The sequence below is a fragment of the Streptomyces sp. NPDC058955 genome, from assembly GCF_042741435.1.
Classification (GTDB): Bacteria; Actinomycetota; Actinomycetes; order Streptomycetales; family Streptomycetaceae; genus Streptomyces.
In genome coordinates, this window is the sequence record NZ_JBHYKM010000082.1 from 1 (window position 1) to 13,645 (window position 13,645).

The window sequence follows — 13,645 nt, forward strand, 5'->3', positions numbered from 1 at the left end:
CGCCGACACCGTGCCGGGCCGCGAGCCGGTCGGCGGCGGCCGGGGCCGGGCGCGCGGCGCGGCGGGCCGTCGCCACCGTGGTGCGGATCGCGGTGAGTTCGGCGGCGAGTTCCGTCGCCGCCGGGAAGTGGTCGTCGCGTTCGAGCAGGACGCCCGGCGGGGCGACCCGGCCGGCGAGGTCGGCGAGGATGTCCAGGACCGGCGCCGGGACCGGGTGGGCGTGGGTGTCGTGCCAGACCCCGTCCCGCTCGATCCCGCCCGCCACGTGCACGTACGCGATGGCCTCCACCGGCAGCTCGGCGAGGGCCCGCGCCGGGTCCTCGCCCCGGTTGCGGTGGTTGGTGTGCAGGTTGGCGACGTCGATGAGGAGCCGTACCCCCGTACGCTCCACCAGCTCCGCCAGGAACCGCCCCTCCGACAGCTCCTCGTCCGGCCACGAGAACAGCGCGGCGATGTTCTCCAGCGCCAGCGGCACCGGCAGGGACTCCTGCGCGATGCGCACGTTCTCGCAGAGCACGTCCAGGGCGTCCCGGGTGCGCGGGACCGGCAGCAGGTGCCCGGCCTCCAGCGCGGGGGTCGCCGTCAGCGGCCCGCCGGCCCGGACGAAGGCGATGTGCTCGGTGACGAGCGGCGCCCCCAGCGCCTCCGCCTTCGCCGCGAGCGCGGCCAGCCGCTCGGGGTCGGGGCGGTCCGCCCCGCCGAGCCCCAGCGACACCCCGTGCGGTACGACGGTGACGCCGCGCGCCCGCAGCCGGGCCAGCGCGTCGGGCAGATGGCCGGCGCACACGTTCTCCGCGACGACCTCCACCCAGTCGACGGGCAGCTCCTCGACCGCGTCCGCGATCTCGGGACGCCAGCCGATGCCGATGCCGAGTTCCGTCATGTCCCCCTCCTTCGGTCCTCAGTCATCCACGTGATGACCCCGGCGGCGCCGGTCGAACCCCGGAGGGAGGAGTTCAGAGCTTCATTTGAGGTTCCCCGCCACCGGCGCCCCGGGAGCGTCCAGGACGCCGGGGAACGACGACACCACCGTGGCGCTGCCCGGCGCGATCTCCGTGAAGCCGGCGTCGCGGACGACCGGGAGGCCGCTCGCGGCCAGCGCGGGCCAGTCGGCCTCGGCCGCCGTGCGGACGGCGAGCGGGAAACCGGCCTCCCGCCAGGCCGCCCGGGCGGTCCCGTCCAGCGCCCACCACAGGAGCTGGGCGCCGTGCCCCGCCTGCGCCATCGCCTTGCCGGCCGACATCGCGAGCCCCGGGTTGAGCCAGAGCACGGCCGCGCCGTCCGGGACGGGGCCGGGCGCGGCCGGGTCGTCGAGGTCGGTGCCGGAGACCTGGAGCTTGGCCAGGTCCTTGGGCCAGCCGTCCAGCGGGACCGGCGGGAAGACCCGTACCTCGGCCCGCGCGCCGGTCTCGGTGAGGCCCGGCAGGGTTCCGGCGCGCCGCCACTCCGCGCCGCGCGCCCGCCGGACGACCTTGCGGATGCGGGCGTCCTCCCAGTCGGCGACGGCCCGCGCCCATTCCCCCTCGCCGAGCGCCCGCTCGTCGGTCAGGAGCCGGAGCACGGCACGGGCCGCGGTCTCCAGGGCGTCGGTACGGGCCGGGGGCGCGTCCTTCTCGATGCGCACCACCAGGGGCAGGACGAACTGCGGCTTCTCGTCGCGGGGGTCGCTGCCCGGGTCGGTGCCCGGTTCGGTGCTCGGGTCGGTGTCGTGGCTGCTCACCCGGCAAGTCTGCCACTGGCCCCGACCGCCGGATCTTGTGGCCGGGGCGGCGGCCGGGCGAGGATCGACGGCATGACGACGTCGGTGAGGGTACGGGAGCCGGTGCGGCTCGCGGGGGTCGGGCGCCGGTACGGCGCGCGCGGCCCGTGGGTGCTGCGCGGTGTCGACCTGGAACTGGCCGCCGGCCGGCTCGTCCGGGCCGGCGGCGCGAACGGCACCGGGAAGTCCACGCTGCTGCGCCTGGTCGCCGGGGTCGACGCCCCCGCCGAGGGCCGGATCACCGGCCGCCCGGCCCGCACCGCGTACGTCCCCGAGCGCTTTCCGCCCGCCCTGCCGTTCACCGCCCTCGACTATCTGGTCCACCTCGGCCGCCTGCAGGGCCTCGGCGGCGGCGCGGCCCGGGCCCGGGCGGGGGAGTGGCTCGAACGGTTCGGGGCCGGCGCGTACGCCGGGACCGCCCTCGCAGGCCTCTCCAAGGGCAGCGCCCAGAAGGTGGCCGTCGCCCAGGCGCTGCTCGCCGAGCCCGGCCTCCTCGTCCTCGACGAGGCGTGGACGGGCCTCGACACCGGGGCCCGCGCGGAGCTCGACGCCGCGGTGCGCGAGCGGGTCGCGGCCGGCGCCACGGTCCTCTTCGTCGACCACGACCCGCGCCGGCTGGCGGGCGAGGCGGACACCACCCTGCGCGTCGAGGGCGGCCGGGTCCGGGCGGAGTCGCACCCGGCCGGTCCCGCCCCGGTGCGCGTCGTCGCCTCCGGGGACCGGCCGCTGCCCGACCCCCTCCCCGGCGGAGCCACCCCGGCCGCGACCGGCGAGGGCACCCTCTTCCGCGTGGACGCCGCCGCCTCCGACGACCTGCTGCGGGTGCTGCTCGCCGCCTCCTGGCACGTGCACCGGGTCGAGTCCGGTCGGGAAGGGGAGCGGGTGTGACGGCGCTGCTGCGGTTCCACTCCGCCCTGTTCTTCCGCTCCCAGCGGTGGCTCGCCCCGCTGCTCCTGTACGCGGCCCTCGTCGCCGTCGGCGTCCGGCCAGGCGATCCCGTCCTCGGCTCGCTCGGCATCGCGGCGGCCGGTCTCGTGCCGGTCTCCGCCTGGACGGTGCGGATCTGTCTGACGCAGGAGCCGCCCGCCGCCCGGGCCGTGGTGGCCGCGGCCGGCGGCCGGTCCCGCGCGCACCTGGCGGCCCTCCTCACCGGCGCGGGCTGGCCGGTGCTCGCCGGCGCGGTGGCGACGGGCGCGGTGACGGCCACCGGCGACCTCGCCGGGACGGGCGGCCCGGACGCCCTGCTCGCCGGGGCCCTGGCTACCACCGCCTGCGCCCTCACCGGCGGGGCGGTCGGCGCGCTCGCCGCCCGGCCGTTCGTGAAGGCGCCGGGCTGGTCGGTGGCCGCGCTGCTCCTGGGGTCGCTGCTGGTCCTGGTGACGACCGGTTCGCCCGCGAAGCACGCGGTCACCGCCCTGGTCGCCGCCGAGGGCACGGCGGGCCCGCCGTGGGCCGCCTGCGCCGCCGCCGTCCTCGCCGCCGCGGCGACGGCGGCCGCGTCCTGTCGGGCGGTCGCCCGTCTGGAGTGAGGCGGGGCCGCGGGGCCCACCTCCGCACCGGAGTAGCCTCGATGTCATGACCACGGAATCCGGCGCCTTCTGCACCCCCGAGCCCGCGCCCCGCCCGCCGAAGGCGGCCGAGGGCCCGTACGCGCGCTGTGTGCTGTGCCTGGAGCCGACGGAGTACGCGGAGTCGGTCAAGGGCGTCGTCCTGTGCCCGGTCTGCGAGTGGCAGGAGGCCCAGCGCACCGCCTGCTCCGGCTGACCCGGAGGGCGAGCCGCCGGACGGCCGGCTCAGCCCGCGCGCATCAGCTCGGAGACCTTCACGAAGCGGTAGCCGCGGGCGCGGAGTTCGGGGACGATCCGGCGGATCGCGCGCTCCGTGGCCGGGGCGGCGCTGCGGGTGCAGTGGAGGACCACCAGCGAGCCCGGGCGGACGCCGGAGAGCACCTGCTCCGCGACCGCGTCCGGGTCCTTCGCGAAGGCGTCCCCGCCGACCACGTCCCACTGCACGGCGGTGACCCGCGCCGGGGCGAGCGCGTGCAGCGCGGTGTCGTCGTAGCAGCCGCCGGGGAAGCGGAAGTACGGCACGACGTTGACGGCCCCGGCGTCCCGGAAGGAGTCGAAGGCGCGCTTCACGTCCGCCGCCATGTCCGGCTCGGCGACCGTCGGCAGGCCGTAGCAGGGCTCGGCGAAGGCGTAGTGGCTGTAGGAGTGGTTGGCGATCTCGAAGCGGGGGTCGGTGCCGATGGACCGGGCCTGGTCGGGGTACTCCTCAGCCCAGCGGCCGGTCATGAAGACCGTCGCGTCCACCTCCAGCCGGCGCAGGGTCGCGATGAGCTCCGGGTTGTCGAAGCGTTCGCCGCGCGCCGCCCGGGGGCCCTGGTCGGCGGTCATGTCGGCGTCGAAGGTGAGCGCGACGACCTTCTCGGTGCCGCGGCCGGTCCGGCGCTCGTAGACGGGGGTGCGGCCCTGGGGCCCGGCCGCCATCGTGGGCGGCGCGGCGGGCGCGGGCTTCGCGGCGGGGGCGGGCTTCGCGGGCTTCGGGCCCGGGGCCGCGGTCGGCTCCGCCGTCGCCGTGGGGGAGGTCCGGCCCAAGGGAGGTGAAGCGGTGTCGGCGCCCCCGCCGCAGCCGATGAGAACGGCACCCAGCAGACCGAGTGCCGCCACTTTACGTACAGGAATGGTCACGAACGGAAGTTATCCGATCGGATGTGAAGCCCTGTCGCCGCACCCCGGGGCGCGGCGCGCCGCGTCACCCGTCAGGGCTCAGGTGGCGAGCAGCAGGCGCCGGCACTCCGCCACGTCGAAGCCGCCCGGCGGGTACTGCGGGTCCAGCGCCTCCAGGTGCTCCAGGAGCAGCGTGCTGACCGCCCAGTTCCGGTACCACTTGCGGTCCGCCGGGACCAGGTACCAGGGCGCGCCGGGCGTCGAGCAGCGCTCCAGGGCCAGCTCGTACGCCTCCTGGTAGGCGGGCCAGCGGGTCCGCTCCTCGATGTCGGCCGGGTCGAACTTCCAGTGCTTCTCCGGGTTGTCCAGGCGCTCCAGCAGACGGCTGCGCTGCTCCTCGTACGACAGGTGCAGGAAGACCTTCACGACCGTCACCCCCTCGTCGGCGAGCGAGCGCTCGAAGTGGTCGATCTCCTCGTAGCGCCGCTCCACCTCCGCGCGCGGGACCAGCTCGCGGACCCGGGCGATGAGGACGTCCTCATAGTGCGAGCGGTCGAAGATGCCGATCTCGCCCGGCAGCGGCAGCGCCCTGGTGACCCGCCACAGGAAGGGATGGGCGCGCTCCTCCGGGGTGGGCGCCTTGAAGGCGCGGATCCGGCAGCCGGACGGGTTGAGGAGGCCGATGACGTGCTTGACCGTGCCGCCCTTGCCGCTGGTGTCCATGCCCTGGAGGACCAGGAGCAGCCGGCGCCGGTCGCCGGCCGTGCTCGCCGCGTACAGCCGCTCCTGGAGGTCGGCGAGCCGGGGCGCGAGGAGGGCGGTGGCGGCGCGCCCGGCCGCCTTGCGGTCGGGGCCGCCGTCCGGGACGCCGGGGGTGGCCCGGGGGTCGTACGCGGAGAGGTCGACGGGCTCGCCCGGCGGGAGCCGCAGCGCCTCGCCGAGGGGCGCGGCCCGCCCGGCACCACCGTGCTTCCCGTCCTTCTTCCCGCCGTCCTTCTTCCCGTCGTCCCGCTTCGCCACCGCGTGCCCCTTCCGTCGTGCCGCCCGGCCTCCCCCGATCCTGCGCCGGATCGGGGGAGCCCGCGAGCGCGCCCGGGTGCGGACCGGGGTCAGCGCCAGGGGCCGGTGACGGCGAAGGTGGTGCCGGGGGTGTAGCAGTTCACGTACATCGTGGCGCCGTCGGGGGAGAAGGTGACGCCCGCGAACTCGCCCCACTCGGGCGCCCCGGGCGCACCGCCCGCCGCGGCAGCGGCTGATGTCAACGTCTGCGCGTTCCGGGCGACCGCGTACACCTCGCCGCGCCGGCTCACGCCGAAGACGTGCTGCGCGCCGTCGCCGTCCTCGCAGACCATCAGGCCGCCGGTGGGGGCGAGGCAGATGTTGTCGGGGGACTCGCCGGGCAGCTGGAGGTCGGTGTCCGGGCCGAAGACGACCGCGAGGGTGAGCCGCCGGGTGCGCGGGTCGTACTTCCACACCTGCCCGAAGTGGGTGGCGCCGGAGCCGTCGGAGGCCCGGGCGAAGGAGGAGACGAAGTAGACGCAGCGGCCGCCCCAGTAGCAGCCCTCCAGCTTCTGCGCGTGGGTGATCCCGCCGCGTCCGAAGTCCTGGAAGCGGACGGGCGTCGAGGTCGCCTGCGGGTCCGGCACCGGCACCCACTCGACGGAGTCGAAGACCGCCCCGGCCTCCTGGACGACCGACAGGTCGGGCACGCCGGGCACCCGCAGCGCCTCCAGGGTGCCGCCGGCGCGCAGCGCGCCGGTGCCGCCGAGGGGGCGCTCGGGGAGGAAGCGGTAGAAGAGGCCGAAGGGGCGCTCGAAGGCGTCCTCCGTCTCGTAGACGATCCCGGTGTACGGGTCGACGGCGACGGCCTCGTGCGCGAAGCGGCCGAGGGCGGTGAGCGGGACGGCCCCGGTGCGGTGCGGGTCGGCCGGGTCGACCTCGAAGACGAAGCCGTGGTCCTTCTCGTACCCCTTGCTGCCCGCCTTGTCCTCGGTCTCCTCGCAGGTCAGCCAGGTGCCCCAGGGGGTGGGCCCGCCCGCGCAGTTGACCGCGGTGCCGGCGATGCCGACGCGCTCGCCGGCCGCGCCGTCGAGCACCGCGCCGTCGGCGTCGAGGCCGAGGACGGTGCAGCCGCCCTTGCCGCCCCGGTCGTAGACCAGACCGGGGGCGAGGGGGACCGCGAGGGGCGCGTCGGGGCGGTTCTCGTGGTTGCGGACGAGGCGGACGCCGCCGCGCGGGCCGGCGAAGGCGCTCATGCCGTCGAAGCGGCCGGGGACCGTGCCCTCGCCGGAGCGGAGCGGGTCGCCCTCGCGGGAGAGGACCCGGTAGGAGAAGCCGGCGGGGAGGTCGAGCAGGCCGGCCGGGTCGGGGAGGAGCGGGCCGTATCCGCCGCGCGGCTCGGCGGCGGCGGGGGAGCCGGCGAAGAGGTCGGCCAGGGCGCCGGTGAAGGCGATCCCGGCGACGGAGGCGCCGGTACGGGCCAGGATCTGACGTCGAGTCACTGCCATGAGGGGGGCCTTCCCGCCGGAACAGGTGTGGACCCGCTTCATGTACCACGCAACGGTCTGCGTGATGCCATGACGCGGGTCCACGGCGCCTCGGATGGCGTAATTCCGCTCCTGCGACGGCAGGGTGACGGAACGTCAGCCCAGCTCGGCCGTCAGCGTGATCGTCGTGCCGGTGAGCGCCTGGCTGACCGGGCAGTTCTTCTTGGCGCCCTCGGCGGCCTCCTGGAAGCCGGCCGCGTCCAGGCCGGGGACCTCGCCGCGCACGGTGAGGTGGATGCCGGTGATGCCCTCGCCCGGCTGGAAAGTGACGTCCGCCTTGGTCTCCAGGCGGGTGGGCGGGTTGCCCGCGCCGGTCAGGGCGTGCGAGAGGGCCATCGAGAAGCAGGAGGAATGCGCGGCGGCGATGAGCTCCTCGGGGCTGGTCTTGCCATTCGGCTCCTCGGCGCGGGCCGGCCAGGAGACCGGGTACGAGCCGATGCCGGAGGAGTCGAGGGTGACGACGCCGGAGCCCTTGAGGAGCTCGCCTTCCCAGACGGTGTGGGCGTGGCGGACGGTGGCCATGGTGGATCCCTTTCGATCGGGTATGGCCCCCAACCTACTGCGCCACGAGCCCCTTTGCGTCCCGCGCCAGCGCGGTGAGCCGGGAGATGGCGCGGAAGTACTTCTTGCGGTAGCCGCCGTTCAGCATCTCCTCGCTGAACAGCTTGTCGAACGGGAGTCCGGAGGCGAGCACCGGTATCTCGCGGTCGTAGAGGCGGTCGGCGAGGACGACGAGCCGCAGCGCGGTCGACTGGTCCGGGACCGGGCCGACGTCGGTGAGGCAGACCGCCGTCAGGTCGTCGGTGAGGGCGCCGTACCGGCTCGGGTGAACCTTGGCCAGGTGTTCGAGGAGGTGCGGGAAGTCGTCCAGGGAGGCGCCCGGGACGCGGTACGCGGTCTCCGTGACGACCTGGTCGGAGTAGGGGGCGGGGGCCTCGGGCAGGCCCCGGTGGCGGTAGTCCTCGCCGTCGATCCGCAGCGGTCGGAAGTGCGCGGAGAGGCCCTGGATCTCGCGGAGGAAGTCGGCGGCGGCGAAGCGGCCCTCGCCGAGCTTGCCCGGCAGCGTGTTCGAGGTGGCGGCGAGCGCCACGCCGGCCTCGACCAGCTTGCCGAGCAGGCTGGAGACGAGGACGGTGTCGCCCGGGTCGTCCAGCTCGAACTCGTCGATGCAGAGGAGGCGGTGCCCGCTCAGCGTCCGCACGGTCTGCTGGAAGCCGAGCGCGCCGACCAGGTTCGTCAGCTCCACGAAGGTGCCGAACGCCTTCAGCGCGGGCTCGGCGGGCGTGGCGTGCCAGAGCGAGGCGAGCAGGTGGGTCTTGCCGACGCCGTAGCCGCCGTCGAGGTAGACCCCGCGCGGGGCCGCCGGGGCGGCGGGCCTGCGGGCGAACCAGCGGCGCTTGCCGGCGCCGGTCGCGTGCGCCCCGCCGAGGGACTCGGCGAAGCCGGAGAGCACCTTGACGGCCTCGTACTGGCTGGGCTGGTTCGGGTCGGGGAGGTACGTGTCGAAGCGCACCGAGTCGAAGCGCGGCGGCGGGACCATCTCCGCGACCAGCCGGTCGGCGGGGACGTGGGGCTCGCGCGAGCACAGCGAGAGCGGGGTCGCCGCTGCGGAGGCGGCTTCGTTCAGGGCACGGGTCGACACAGTTCCCCACTGTAAGCGCCGTGTCAGACTGCGAGAATGCGACAGCTCTTCCCTGTGACGGACATGACAGCCTCGAAGACCCAGGTCAGCGATGCCGGGGCCGACCGGGAGTGGTCCCTCGACGAGCTGGCCGACGCCTACGCGTACCCGGAGGGGGAGGAGCGCTGGCTGCGGGCCAACATGGTCTCCTCGCTCGACGGGGCAGGTCAGCACGAGGGCCGCTCGCAGCCGCTCTCCTCCGACACCGACATGCGGATCTTCGGCACCCTCCGGGGGCTCGCCGACGTCGTGGTGGTGGGTGCGGAAACGGTACGCCTGGAGGGGTACCGGCCCGCCCGCGCCCGGGAGGTCTTCGCCGCCCGGCGGGCCGCCGCCGGCCAGGGCCCCGCCCCCGCGATCGCCGTCGTGACCGCCTCGCTGGACCTGGACCTCGCCCTCCCGCTCTTCACCTCCCCGCTGGTGCCGACCCTGGTCCTCACCGGCGCGGGCGCTCCCGCCGACCGGATCGCCGCCGCGCGGGCGGCCGGCGTCGAGGTGCTGCTCGCCGGCGACGGGGCCGCCGTGGACCCGGCCCGCGCGGTCGCGCTCCTCGCCGAGCGCGGGCTGCGCCGGCAGCTCACCGAGGGCGGGCCCCGGCTGCTCGGCCAGTTCACCGCCGCCGAGGTGCTCGACGAGCTGTGCCTGACCGTGTCCCCGACGATGACAGCGGGTGATGCCCAGCGGATCGCTCACGGGCCTTCGCTCGTACATCCGACACGCTTTGGGCTGGCTTCTCTGCTGGAGCAGGACGGCTTCCTCTTCAGCCGCTACCGTCGGATCTGACAATCGGCGGAATTTCCCGTTCCGCTTAGCGTCGGCTGGGCACAATCACAGTCGCAGTCCCCGTGCGGTCACGGGGAAGGATGGTTTCCGCAGAAGGGCTCCTGAGGTGTTCACAAGCGTTCTGATGATCGAGAAGCCCCTGACGTCCGTGGACGTGGAATTCGTCACCACCCTGCACGGCGACGAGACCGTGTCCTTCATCGTGCTGATGCAGCCGCGCGGTGACCAGGCCGATCTCCTGCTGCGCGCCATCGACGACGTCGCCATGGGCGAGCTCAAGGAGGCGACCAGGGAGGGCGAGGAACCGGAGGGGAAGGAGGCCCGCGAGCCGGCCGAGCTGGCCCTGGAGCACTCGCTCCGGGCCCTGAGAGAGGCGGGCTGCGAAGCGGTCGGACAGGTGGTCGAGGACCACCCCCTCGACAAGATGAAGGCGGTCGTCGACGAGGCGGAGGCGGACGAGGTGATCGTCCTCACCGCTCCGCACTACGTGGAGGAGTTCTTCCACCGCGACTGGGCCTCCCGCGCCCGCCACAAGGTCGGCGTCCCCGTCCTGAAGCTGTTCGCGCACAGCGAGTAGTCACGGACCGGCCGGGGGCACGGACCGACCCGTGTCCCCGGCCGCCTTCCCGGGCCGCCCGGCCGCAGCCACTACCCTGGGCACGTCAGCGACACCGCACACCCGGGGAGAGAACCACATGGCACCCGCCATCCCTGCCGCCATGGAACGGCCGCACTTCATCGGCATCGGCGGTGCCGGAATGTCGGGCATCGCGAAGATCCTTGCCCAGCGCGGCGCCAAGGTCGCCGGCAGCGACGCCAAGGACTCCCCGACCGCCGAGGCGCTCCGCGCCCACGGCGTCACCGTGCACATCGGCCACGCCGCCGACCACCTCGCCGACGACGCCTCCGCCGTCGTCGTCTCCAGCGCCATCCGCGCCGACAACCCCGAGCTGGCCCGCGCCGCCGAGCTCGGCATCCCGGTCGTGCACCGCTCCGACGCGCTCGCCTCCCTCATGGACGGGCTGACCGCGATCGCCGTCGCCGGCACCCACGGCAAGACCACCACCACCTCGATGCTGGCCGTCGCCCTCACCGAGCTCGGCGCCGAACCCTCGTACGCGATCGGCGGCGACCTCGCCGGCCCCGGCACCAACGCCCGGCACGGCGCCGGCGAGGTGTTCGTCGCCGAGGCCGACGAGAGCGACCGCAGCTTCCAGAAGTACGACCCCCAGGTCGCGATCGTCCTCAACGTCGAGCTCGACCACCACGCGAACTACGCCTCCATGGACGAGATCTACGAGTCCTTCGAGAAGTTCGCCGCCAAGATCCGCCCCGGCGGCACCCTCGTCGTCGGCGAGCACGCCGGCGCCCGCGAACTGGCCCGCCGCGTCGCCGCCGAGGGCCGCCAGGACCTCTCCGTCGTCACCGTCGGCGAGGGCGAGGACTCCGACGCCCGCATCCTGAAGATCGTCCCGAACGGGATGAAGAGCGAGGTCACCGTCGCCCTCGACGGCACCGAGCACACCTTCACCGTCTCCGTCCCCGGCCGCCACTACGCGCACAACGCCGCCGCGGCCCTCGCCGCCGGCGCCCGCGCGGGGCTCGACCCGGCCGCCCTCGCCCAGGCCCTCACCGCCTACACCGGCGTCGGCCGCCGCCTCCAGCTCAAGGGCGAGGCCGCCGGCGTCCAGGTCATCGACTCGTACGCGCACCACCCCACCGAGATGACCGCCGACCTGGAGGCCATGCGCGGCGCCGCCGGAGACTCCCGCCTCCTCGTCGTCTTCCAGCCGCACCTCTTCTCCCGCACCCAGGAGCTGGGCAAGGAGATGGGCGACGCCCTCGCCCTCGCCGACGGCTCCGTGGTCCTGGACATCTACCCGGCCCGCGAGGACCCGATCCCCGGCGTCACCAGCGAGCTGATCCTCGACGCCGCCCGCGCGGCCGGCGCCGACGTCACCGCCGTCCACGACAAGACCGCCGTCCCCGAGGCGATCGCGGGAATGGTCCGCCCCGGCGACTTCGTTCTGACCATGGGCGCGGGCGACGTCACGGACCTCGGTCCGCTGATCCTGGCCCGCCTGGCGAACTGAGGGAGTGGACGCACGATGGCGTACGAGGTCGAGAAGTCGGACGCGGAGTGGCAGGCGCAGCTGAGCCCGTCGGAGTACCAGGTGCTCCGGCTGGCCGGCACCGAGCCCGCCTTCCGCGGTGAGTACACGGACACCAAGACGGAGGGCGTCTACTCCTGCCGCGCCTGCGGGGCCGAGCTCTTCACGTCGCACGAGAAGTTCGAGTCGCACTGCGGCTGGCCGTCCTTCTTCGACCCGAAGGACAGCGACGCCGTCGAACTGGTCACGGACACCTCCCACGGCATGCGCCGCACCGAGGTCCGCTGCGCCCGCTGCGGCTCCCACCTGGGCCACGTCTTCGAGGGCGAGGGCTACCCGACCCCCACGGACCAGCGGTACTGCATCAACTCCATCTCGCTCCGCCTGAAGCCCGCGGAAGAGGACTGACACGCGCGGGCGGTCCCTCCTGAGGTGTCCGGTGACGGACCAGGGGGGGACCGCCCGGTCGACCGGGGCCGGGCGCGCACCGCGCTCGCCGCCGTCGAACCGTACGTGTCCGGTCAGCGGGCGCGGACCACGGCCCGTGCCCCGTCGGCCAGTTCGAGCGCGAGTCCGGAGCGCAGCGGCACCGTCTGGCCCGGCACGATCCGCTGGCTGGTGCCGTCGGAGCGGGTGCCGGTCCAGGCGTCCGCCGAGCGGTTGGCGAGCCCGTACCGGCCCGGCTTCTGCGGGTGCTCGACCAGCTCGGCGACGAGACTGCCGTCCGAGTAGTCGTGCCGGGTCGGCTCGGCCGCCAGGTGGTGGCGGTGGATCCGCGCCGCCCGCCCCAGGAGGACGTGCCGCTCGGTCCGGGGCGGCGGGGTGGTCACCACGAGCCGGGGCGGCAGCACCAGCGGGGCCGCGTCCTTCCAGCAGGTGCCGGGCGTCGCCGTGCCCGGCTCGGTCATGTTCTGCCGGCCGCAGTTCGGGCACTCCACGACCGCGTCCCGGGCCGCCCGCAGCGCGTCCCGCCACTGCGACTCGCGGACCCGCGCCGACGGCTCCCGCAGCCCGACCGTGAAGTTCTGCGTGAACAGCCGCTGGAGCGACGGCGGGACGAGCGGCCACAGCGCCAGCACCGTGGTGTGCTCCACCGGGTCCGGGCGGTTGTCCGCATCGTCCGGGTCGAAGAGGAACAGCGGGTCCCGCCCGTACAGCTTGCGCTCCGCGTGCTCGTCCAGGCAGCGGATCGCCAACTCGCGCGCCCCCTTGAAGGGGTGATGGTTCGTCAGGAACATGAACAGCAGCACCGACAGCGAGTGCAGGTCGCTCTGTGTGCCGGGCATCGCCCCCGGGTCGCCGCGCACCAGCTCGGGCGCCATGAAGCCCATGGTGCCGGAGATGCCGCTCTGGTCGCCCTCCACCACCGCGTTGTCGTTGTCGCAGACCAGGACCTCGCCGGTGGCCGGGTCGAAGAAGATGTTGCCCCAGGAGATGTCCCGGTAGGCGATCCCGCGCGAGTGCAGCGCCTGGTACGCCTCCACCGTGTACAGGCACGCGGTCAGCAGCTCGCGGAAGCTGGTGGTGACCGTCCGCCGGAACAGCTCGGGCAGGCCCCGGAAGCGGTCCGGCCGCACGTCCATCAGATAGCCGAAGCGGTCCGGGGCCGCGTCGACGAACGCGGTCGGCCACAGGAAGCGGTCGTCCTCGAAGTCCCGGGTCACCAGGTCCTCGACGACCCGCCGCTGCTGCGGGGTCGCGCTCTCGGGGTAGTACCACTTGAGCGCCTTGGCGGAGCCGTCCGGCAGGGTCACCCGGTAGACCTCGCCCTGGCCGCCCTGGCCGAGCAGCCGGTCGACGACGAGCGTCTCCCCGGTGCCGGTCGTGAGGGTGTCCCCGTGGTCGAGCATGCCACTCATCGTCGTTCCGTCTCCTCGTCGTCGTTCGTCGTGCCGTCCGGCACCTCGGGATCCGGCTCCGGCTTCGCCGAAGGTTCCGGCTTCGCGGAAGGGTCCGGTTCCGCCGGAGGCTCCGGGCCCCAGGGCCGCGCCGCCTCCGGCGTCGCCCCCCCCCGCCTCCCCGGGGGGGCCGCAGGTGCCCGGCCCGCGGCGCCCCCCCCCCCCCGCGGGGGGGGGGGCCCGGGGGTGTGGTCGCCC

General features: G+C 74.8%; 15 protein-coding genes. 7 read left to right on the top strand and 8 right to left on the bottom strand.

Annotation, left to right across the window (positions count from 1 at the left end; translation table 11 throughout):
* Together ACFW1I_RS26365 and ACFW1I_RS26370 are read right to left on the bottom strand one after the other, a co-directional pair.
* Positions 1-883: DUF692 domain-containing protein (locus ACFW1I_RS26365; RefSeq protein ID WP_384674464.1), on the bottom strand; the 883-nt coding region annotated here is incomplete at its 3' end.
* Positions 884-964: 81 nt separating this feature from the next.
* Positions 965-1,720, bottom strand: a complete 756-nt coding sequence (locus ACFW1I_RS26370) for a peptidyl-tRNA hydrolase (protein ID WP_384674466.1) — start codon at positions 1,718-1,720, stop codon at positions 965-967.
* A 72-nt stretch (positions 1,721-1,792) separates the two neighbouring features.
* Here ACFW1I_RS26370 and ACFW1I_RS26375 point away from each other — a divergent pair, with 72 nt between their 5' ends.
* Genes ACFW1I_RS26375 through ACFW1I_RS26385 form a run of 3 tightly spaced genes read left to right on the top strand, consistent with a single transcriptional unit; the run spans position 1,793 to position 3,523 of the window.
* Positions 1,793-2,647: an ATP-binding cassette domain-containing protein gene (locus tag ACFW1I_RS26375; RefSeq protein WP_384674467.1), complete on the top strand. Its 855-nt coding sequence runs from the start codon at positions 1,793-1,795 to the stop codon at positions 2,645-2,647.
* A complete protein-coding gene (locus tag ACFW1I_RS26380; RefSeq protein ID WP_384674469.1) occupies positions 2,644-3,288 on the top strand; it encodes an ABC transporter in 645 nt (214 codons plus the stop codon). Before ACFW1I_RS26375 ends, ACFW1I_RS26380 begins: the two co-directional genes overlap by 4 nt.
* A gap of 46 nt (positions 3,289-3,334) precedes the next feature.
* A complete protein-coding gene (locus tag ACFW1I_RS26385) occupies positions 3,335-3,523 on the top strand; it encodes a hypothetical protein (protein ID WP_319010805.1) in 189 nt (62 codons plus the stop codon).
* Between the two features lie 29 nt (positions 3,524-3,552).
* Here ACFW1I_RS26385 and ACFW1I_RS26390 read toward each other — a convergent pair whose 3' ends face one another.
* The 5 genes from ACFW1I_RS26390 to zapE all read right to left on the bottom strand — a co-directional run bounded on the left by ACFW1I_RS26390 (position 3,553) and on the right by zapE (position 8,616).
* A complete protein-coding gene (locus tag ACFW1I_RS26390; protein ID WP_384674471.1) occupies positions 3,553-4,428 on the bottom strand; it encodes a polysaccharide deacetylase family protein in 876 nt (291 codons plus the stop codon).
* Between the two features lie 99 nt (positions 4,429-4,527).
* A complete protein-coding gene (locus ACFW1I_RS26395; RefSeq protein ID WP_384674473.1) occupies positions 4,528-5,448 on the bottom strand; it encodes a polyphosphate kinase 2 family protein in 921 nt (306 codons plus the stop codon).
* An 89-nt stretch (positions 5,449-5,537) separates the two neighbouring features.
* Complete coding sequence (locus ACFW1I_RS26400) at positions 5,538-6,935, bottom strand: alkaline phosphatase PhoX (RefSeq protein WP_384674475.1); 1,398 nt, start codon at positions 6,933-6,935, stop codon at positions 5,538-5,540.
* A gap of 135 nt (positions 6,936-7,070) precedes the next feature.
* Positions 7,071-7,496, bottom strand: a complete 426-nt coding sequence (locus tag ACFW1I_RS26405; RefSeq protein WP_384674477.1) for an OsmC family protein — start codon at positions 7,494-7,496, stop codon at positions 7,071-7,073.
* A gap of 34 nt (positions 7,497-7,530) precedes the next feature.
* A complete protein-coding gene (gene zapE, locus ACFW1I_RS26410; protein WP_384674479.1) occupies positions 7,531-8,616 on the bottom strand; it encodes a cell division protein ZapE in 1,086 nt (361 codons plus the stop codon).
* Between the two features lie 36 nt (positions 8,617-8,652).
* On the opposite strand from zapE, the gene ACFW1I_RS26415 reads away from it, so the two are divergent.
* From ACFW1I_RS26415 to msrB, 4 genes are all read left to right on the top strand, one after another.
* On the top strand, positions 8,653-9,438 hold the full coding sequence (locus tag ACFW1I_RS26415; protein WP_384674481.1) for a pyrimidine reductase family protein: 786 nt from the start codon (positions 8,653-8,655) through the stop codon (positions 9,436-9,438).
* A gap of 106 nt (positions 9,439-9,544) precedes the next feature.
* Positions 9,545-10,015, top strand: coding sequence for an indole-3-glycerol phosphate synthase (locus ACFW1I_RS26420; protein WP_384674483.1), 471 nt, complete (start codon positions 9,545-9,547; stop codon positions 10,013-10,015).
* A 118-nt stretch (positions 10,016-10,133) separates the two neighbouring features.
* Positions 10,134-11,531, top strand: a complete 1,398-nt coding sequence (murC, locus tag ACFW1I_RS26425; protein WP_384674485.1) for a UDP-N-acetylmuramate--L-alanine ligase — start codon at positions 10,134-10,136, stop codon at positions 11,529-11,531.
* Positions 11,532-11,546: 15 nt separating this feature from the next.
* The gene (gene msrB / locus ACFW1I_RS26430; RefSeq protein WP_384674487.1) at positions 11,547-11,957 is read left to right on the top strand and encodes a peptide-methionine (R)-S-oxide reductase MsrB; all 411 of its coding nucleotides are present in this window, start codon (positions 11,547-11,549) and stop codon (positions 11,955-11,957) included.
* A gap of 113 nt (positions 11,958-12,070) precedes the next feature.
* On the opposite strand, the gene ACFW1I_RS26435 is transcribed toward msrB, so the two are convergent.
* Positions 12,071-13,408, bottom strand: a complete 1,338-nt coding sequence (locus ACFW1I_RS26435) for a protein kinase (protein ID WP_384674489.1) — start codon at positions 13,406-13,408, stop codon at positions 12,071-12,073.
* Between the last annotated feature and the right edge of the window lie 237 nt (positions 13,409-13,645).

What these genes read in the sequence shown, in the direction of transcription:
- ACFW1I_RS26375 (WP_384674467.1), top strand. Translation starts at nt 1,793, where the DNA reads ATGACGACGTCGGTGAGGGTACGGGAGCCGGTGCGGCTCGCGGGGGTC.
- ACFW1I_RS26385 (WP_319010805.1), top strand. Translation starts at nt 3,335, where the DNA reads ATGACCACGGAATCCGGCGCCTTCTGCACCCCCGAGCCCGCGCCCCGC.
- ACFW1I_RS26400 (WP_384674475.1), bottom strand. Translation starts at nt 6,935, where the DNA reads ATGGCAGTGACTCGACGTCAGATCCTGGCCCGTACCGGCGCCTCCGTC.
- ACFW1I_RS26405 (WP_384674477.1), bottom strand. Translation starts at nt 7,496, where the DNA reads ATGGCCACCGTCCGCCACGCCCACACCGTCTGGGAAGGCGAGCTCCTC.
- ACFW1I_RS26415 (WP_384674481.1), top strand. Translation starts at nt 8,653, where the DNA reads ATGCGACAGCTCTTCCCTGTGACGGACATGACAGCCTCGAAGACCCAG.
- murC (WP_384674485.1), top strand. Translation starts at nt 10,134, where the DNA reads ATGGCACCCGCCATCCCTGCCGCCATGGAACGGCCGCACTTCATCGGC.
- msrB (WP_384674487.1), top strand. Translation starts at nt 11,547, where the DNA reads ATGGCGTACGAGGTCGAGAAGTCGGACGCGGAGTGGCAGGCGCAGCTG.
- ACFW1I_RS26435 (WP_384674489.1), bottom strand. Translation starts at nt 13,408, where the DNA reads ATGAGTGGCATGCTCGACCACGGGGACACCCTCACGACCGGCACCGGG.